We start from the raw sequence: 5,516 nt of genomic DNA on the forward strand, positions 1-5,516 counted from the left end.
CCGCCAGACGTGACAGCCAGCGAGCCAGCGGCTTGTCAGCTGACGGGGTCTTCGGCTCACCCGCATCGGTCAACCAGCGATCACGCACCTGCCACAACGGCAGAACGCCCTGCTCGTATTCGCGCAGCTGTTCCGTCTCGCGGGCCGCCAGCGGATACCAGCCACGACCGGCGTGAGTATCGATAAACGTAACAGGAGATTCTTTACGTAATAGTTGCTCGGCCAGGGTGGTGGCGAGCAGGTGCTTGTGCAGGTCGGCAAAATTGCCAGCGTGATAGGCGTGCTGATAGGCGAGCAAGAGCGCCTCCTTGATACGGCGATATCTGCCACATCCAGCGAGGCAGCAGATAGAAATCGGGGGGCGGCGACGAGAGGAAAACCAGACAAGGCCGCCGAAGGGGCTGAAGGATAGCAGAGATGATCACTTGTCACCCCAAAAGCCGTGCTTGCCAAGCAACGAGGCCCACGCAAATGCGCAGGCCTCGTGGTCATTCACCGTCATGTCGCCATGACAGCTGATGGGTCTCAGCTTTCCATCGGCGTCAGCGTGATCTCGACGCGACGGTTCTGGGCGCGCCCGGAGGCGGTGTCGTTGGATGCCACCGGGCTGGCTTCACCATAACCGCGCATGTTCAGACGGTTGAAGGCGATGCCACCACTGGCCAGATAGTTGCCGACGGCCTGGGCACGCAGCTCGGACAGGTTCTGGTTGTAATTGCTGGCACCGGTGGAATCGGTATAGCCCGCGATGTTGACGCGAGTCTCGTCGTATTCCTTGAGCACGGTGATGACGCCATCCATGACCGGCTGAATCTGGCCGGACAGGGTGCTGGAGTCGGAGCCGAAGGTGACGTTGGACGGCATGTTGAGGATGATCTGGTCGCCGACACGGGTCACGCTGACACCGGTGCCCTGCAGCTGATCACGCAGCTTGGCTTCCTGAACATCCATGTAATAGCCGATACCACCGCCCGCGGCGGCACCCGCAGCGGCGCCGATCAGCGCCTTGTCGAGACGATGGTTACCACTCTTGGTCGCCCCGGCGATTGCGCCGACGACCGCACCGATGCCGGCACCCTTCGCCGCACTGGAGGTCTGCTGCTCATTGGTATACGGGTTGGTCGTGGAACAACCCGCCATCGCGACGGCGGCTGCCAACGGCAGGGCCAGGAGTACAGACTTCTTCATGGTAACGCTCCCTATCTACACACTCATTAAAGGCAAGACGACAATTGCGCAAATAATCGTCATGCCTCCGATAATGCCTGATCAATCAGGTGTCGAACATGGCCAGCAGGTCATTGAGGAACAATAAGCCCTGCGGCGTGGCGCGCAACAGCACGTCATCCTCAACGATGAGCCCGCGCGAGCGCGCCTGGCTCAGGCCCGGCTCCAATGCCTCGCGATCCAGCCCGGTCGTGCGACGCAGATCCTCGAAGCTGACACCCCCGGTCAAGCGCAGTGCATTCATCATGAACTCCAGCGCCAGCTCATCGCGGTCAATTTCCTGCTGACCCGCCACGAACCCGCGAGGGTCCTGCATCCTGCGCAAGTACGCTTCAGGCTGACGACTTTTCCAACGGCGTTGGAGTTGCAACTCGCCGTTCAAGTTCCCTGCCGAGTCGGTCTTCAACAACGTCAACTTGCCGTGCGCGCCCGCTCCGATGCCCAGGTAATCACCGAATTTCCAGTAATTGAGGTTATGACGCGCGCTGCGCCCTTCAAGGGCATAGGCGGAAATCTCGTAACGACGGAAACCGGCAGCCTCCAGCTCGGCGTGACCGTGATCCTGGATATCCCACAGCAGGTCATCTTCCGGCAGTACCGGCGGGCGCGAATAGAACTCGGTATTCGGCTCCAGCGTCAATTGATACCAGGACAGATGGGTCGGCTTGAGTGCCAGCGCACGCCGGATATCATCCAGCGCGGTCTCCAATGTCTGGCCCGGCAGGCCATGCATCAGATCAATATTGAAATTGTCGAAGCCCGCCGCCCGTGCGCTGGCCACCGCGCGCCCGGCTTCTTCAGCGGAGTGGATGCGCCCCAGCACCTCGAGCTGCTCCGGCTGGAAGGTCTGCACGCCCAATGACAAGCGATTGATGCCGGCGGCACGATAGGCGGCAAAGCGGCCCTGCTCCAGTGTGCCGGGGTTGGCCTCCAGCGTGACCTCGCAGTCGGCAGAGAACGTCATGCGCGCCCGCAGGCCATCGAACAGTCGCTGGTAAGCCGCCCCGCTCAGCAGACTCGGCGTGCCGCCGCCGATGAAGATGCTGTGCAATTCACGCTCGGGCTGGCCCTGCAGCAACTGCAGGTCCTGATCGAGATCGGCCAGCAGTGCCGTGATGTATTCCTCTTCAGGCAAGCCGGCATCACGCCCGACCCCGTGGGAGTTGAAGTCACAGTAAGGGCACTTGCGCACGCACCACGGCACGTGAATATAGAGCGACAGAGGCGGCAGGTTCGCGGCGGACATCACGCCTGACCGCTCTGCGCTGCAAGCGCCTCGAGCAACTGCTGCATCGCACGTCCCCGGTGGCTGAGACGGTTCTTGGTCTCGGCATCCAGGGCCGCGGCGGTCATGCCATGCTCCGGCAGCCAGAAAAGCGGGTCATAGCCGAAGCCACCCTCGCCTTGTGGCGCGTCAAGGACACGTCCCTCCCAACTGGCCTGAACGATGATCGGCACCGGGTCTGCCGCATGGCGCAGATAGACGAGCACGCACCAGTAGCGCGCCGTACGCGCTTGCTCAGGCACGCCCTCAAGCGCTGCCAACAGGGCGGCGTTGTTGTCACCATCACCGCTACCTTGCTGACGCCGCGCGGCAAAGCGTGCGGAATAGATGCCCGGCTCCCCGCCCAGCGCATCGACTTCGATCCCGGAATCATCGGCCAGCGCCGGCAGGCCGGTGACCTCTGCGGCGTGGCGCGCCTTGATCAACGCATTCTCGACGAAGGTCAGCCCTGTCTCTTCGGCGTCACTCACTCCCAGCTGCCCTTGAGGCATCGGTTCGATCCCCAGCGGTGCGAGCAAGTGGGAAAATTCACGTAGCTTGCCGGCATTGCCACTGGCCAGTACGAGAGAAGAAGCGGACATGTGAATCTCCGGGATAGGAACAACGAGAATGCGGCCGCGTGTGAGTCACACGGGCAAGGCGCTTGCAGCACCCCATTCTAGCGCGTGAGTCCGGTGCGTACACGCGAGGGGTCTGCGCCAGGCACGACTGAGATCCATGGTGTCATGGGCCGATGTCACTCATGTGCTCAACTTGAAGACTGACAGGCCGATACAGGCTATCTGCCTCAGCGCGGGCTAATGCCTGTGCAGGATTTGTCTGTGCCTCGCGGCTCAAGCAAGTAAACATCAACCGAAAAAAACCCGTAACTCGATGTTTTGTATAGCCTTTAAGTGGGAAATAAAAGAAATGGGCGTTATGCCATCTAACACTATGCGCAGCGCCAGCCCCCAGGTGTCACTCGACTAGACTTCAAGACAACCATCGAATCACCGTGGATTCATGTCTCCGCCTCAGCCTGCTGATGATGAGCCCCCCAAAACGCTTGCGACAGGAGCGCCCCATGACTGCTACCAGAGTCCTGTTCGTGACAAGCCCTTCACCGCAGACCGAACTGTTCGTCGAGTACCTGCAAGAGACACTGAAATGTGTCGTCGAGGCCTGCCACCATGAAGCCCCACTGCCGTCATCTCCCTGCCTGGTGCTGATCGACAGCACCCAGTGCAGTCTGGCCCAGATGATGCGATGGAGCCATATCGACAAGATCGCTGCCTTCAATGTCGAACATGAAGACGATGCCATCTCACTACTTCTGAATATTCCTTTCAGCGGGATCTTCTATCGCCAGGACAGCCTTGAACAAATCAGCAAGGGTATCGGCAAGATACTCGAGAATGAAAACTGGCTGACTCGCAATATCATGCAGACGTTGATTCGTCATTATCGTCAACAACAACAGATTGCCTTCCAGCCTGTCATGGGACTGACACAACGAGAACTGGAAATATTGTCACTCATAGCGTCACAGCAAAGTAATGCAGATATCGCGCATAGATTGATGTTGAGCCAGCACACCGTGAAGTCTCATTTATATAACATCTTTCGCAAGATCAGAGTCCACAACCGCCATCAGGCGATCCAGTGGGCCCACGAGCACCTCAACCTTTACATCCCCAAGCGCACGACGGAGCCGGAATCCTGAGGCTCAGGTGACGCTGGACGAGCATCTCTTCCAGCAGGTGGATCTGTGAGGTCACCACAGCGGCAGAGCATGTCCCACGCCGGCTACGCGTAGTAAACGCTTCACTTATCAAGAGTGAAATGGCTCATGCTCGGAGCCGCGTCGCATTCCTGACACCCTTCGAATCAAGAGATACAAAAAGACAAGCCCGGTTACATAATGACATTAAAGAGACGCCTTCCAGCATTAGATTCATGGTACCTTTGAACCAGTGGAAAGCTTGGTAAAAAAAGCGCAAAGGTCTGGTTTTCATTGCACTCTCGAGAAGGGTCATCATGACCGGCGCTAATTTCATCAGGTTTACGTACTGTTTTTCCTATTCTTTTTCTGGGTCAAATCAGGACTGGAGGGGAAGGATAAACTGGTTATTTTAGCAAGTACTGATTAGAGGTTGCCTTATCCCCACTATCGCGCAATCCTATAAAGGTGCTCAGCGCGTAATGCCCGACGTGAATGAGTGCAGTGCTACACGACTCACCCAACCACACTTCAGATATGGCTCCGCCAAGAAAAATCGGTACGACAACTCAGAGGTCTCGCACCATGATTACAGGGAACGCAATGGTGCTGCTGGTGACTGACTGCAATCCGCAGTCAGCGCTTTTCATGGATTACATTCGCCAGCAGCTTGAGTGTCAGGTGGCTTCCGCAAGCCCCGACGAGGATTACACACCCGGGCAGGCAGAAAGAACGATAGTGCTGCTGGACACCGACCACGTCGATGAAGGCACGATGCAACGCTGGGATGCAGATGCCAGCCAGGATGCCAGCGCAGAGCTGGCCGCTATCAACATCAGTGATGAAGAGGAAGCTGCCAGCCTGCTGGTCAGCACCCATCTTCAAGGCGTGTTCTACCGACAGGACAGCCTCTCACTGATCAGCAAGGGCATCGCGAAACTGCTGGAAGGCGACATGTGGATGTCCCGACCGCTGATGACCCGCCTGCTGGATTTCTATCGCCGTCAGCAGCTCAACGCCTATCGCCCGGTCTGTGGTCTGACCCAGCGTGAGGTGGAAATCATCGGCTTGCTGGGCACGGGTGCCTCGAATACCGAGATTGCTGACCAGCTGTTCGTCAGTGAACACACGGTCAAGTCACATCTCTACAACATCTTCCGCAAGATCAAGGTGCATAACCGCATTCAGGCCATGAACTGGGCACGTCAGAACCTGGCAATGCCTGTCTCGCGCACCCCACGCATCGCTCGCAGAGCACAGATGTCGTGAACGGTCGGGGCATGACAAGCCGCCAGGTGGTCGCCT

Annotated in this window: 5 protein-coding genes and 1 pseudogene; 2 read left to right on the plus strand and 4 right to left on the minus strand. The window is 58.4% G+C overall.

What is annotated here, in order from left to right:
* The 4 genes and pseudogenes from AC4FAH_RS12955 to rdgB form a co-directional block, all read right to left on the minus strand.
* Positions 1-298 (minus strand): annotated as a pseudogene (locus AC4FAH_RS12955) (hypothetical protein); the annotation flags it as partial.
* A gap of 227 nt (positions 299-525) precedes the next feature.
* Positions 526-1,188: a YiaD family glycine zipper/OmpA-like lipoprotein gene (locus AC4FAH_RS12960; protein WP_043331663.1), complete on the minus strand. Its 663-nt coding sequence runs from the start codon at positions 1,186-1,188 to the stop codon at positions 526-528.
* 85 nt (positions 1,189-1,273) lie between these two features.
* Positions 1,274-2,473 carry a radical SAM family heme chaperone HemW gene (gene hemW / locus AC4FAH_RS12965; protein ID WP_043331665.1) on the minus strand — a complete coding sequence of 400 codons (1,200 nt, stop codon included), beginning with the start codon at positions 2,471-2,473 and terminating at the stop codon, positions 1,274-1,276.
* Positions 2,473-3,093 (minus strand): RdgB/HAM1 family non-canonical purine NTP pyrophosphatase, encoded by a 621-nt coding sequence (rdgB, locus tag AC4FAH_RS12970; RefSeq protein ID WP_131431073.1) that lies wholly within the window; start codon positions 3,091-3,093, stop codon positions 2,473-2,475. Before rdgB ends, hemW begins: the two co-directional genes overlap by 1 nt.
* A 482-nt stretch (positions 3,094-3,575) precedes the next feature.
* Between rdgB and AC4FAH_RS12975 the strand changes: the two genes are divergently transcribed.
* Together AC4FAH_RS12975 and AC4FAH_RS12980 are read left to right on the plus strand one after the other, a co-directional pair.
* Complete coding sequence (locus AC4FAH_RS12975) at positions 3,576-4,214, plus strand: LuxR C-terminal-related transcriptional regulator (RefSeq protein ID WP_052384307.1); 639 nt, start codon at positions 3,576-3,578, stop codon at positions 4,212-4,214.
* A 582-nt stretch (positions 4,215-4,796) separates the two neighbouring features.
* Positions 4,797-5,480, plus strand: a complete 684-nt coding sequence (locus AC4FAH_RS12980; protein WP_043331668.1) for a LuxR C-terminal-related transcriptional regulator — start codon at positions 4,797-4,799, stop codon at positions 5,478-5,480.
* The last annotated feature ends 36 nt before the right edge of the window (positions 5,481-5,516 follow it).

The organism is Cobetia sp. (genome assembly GCF_983723665.1).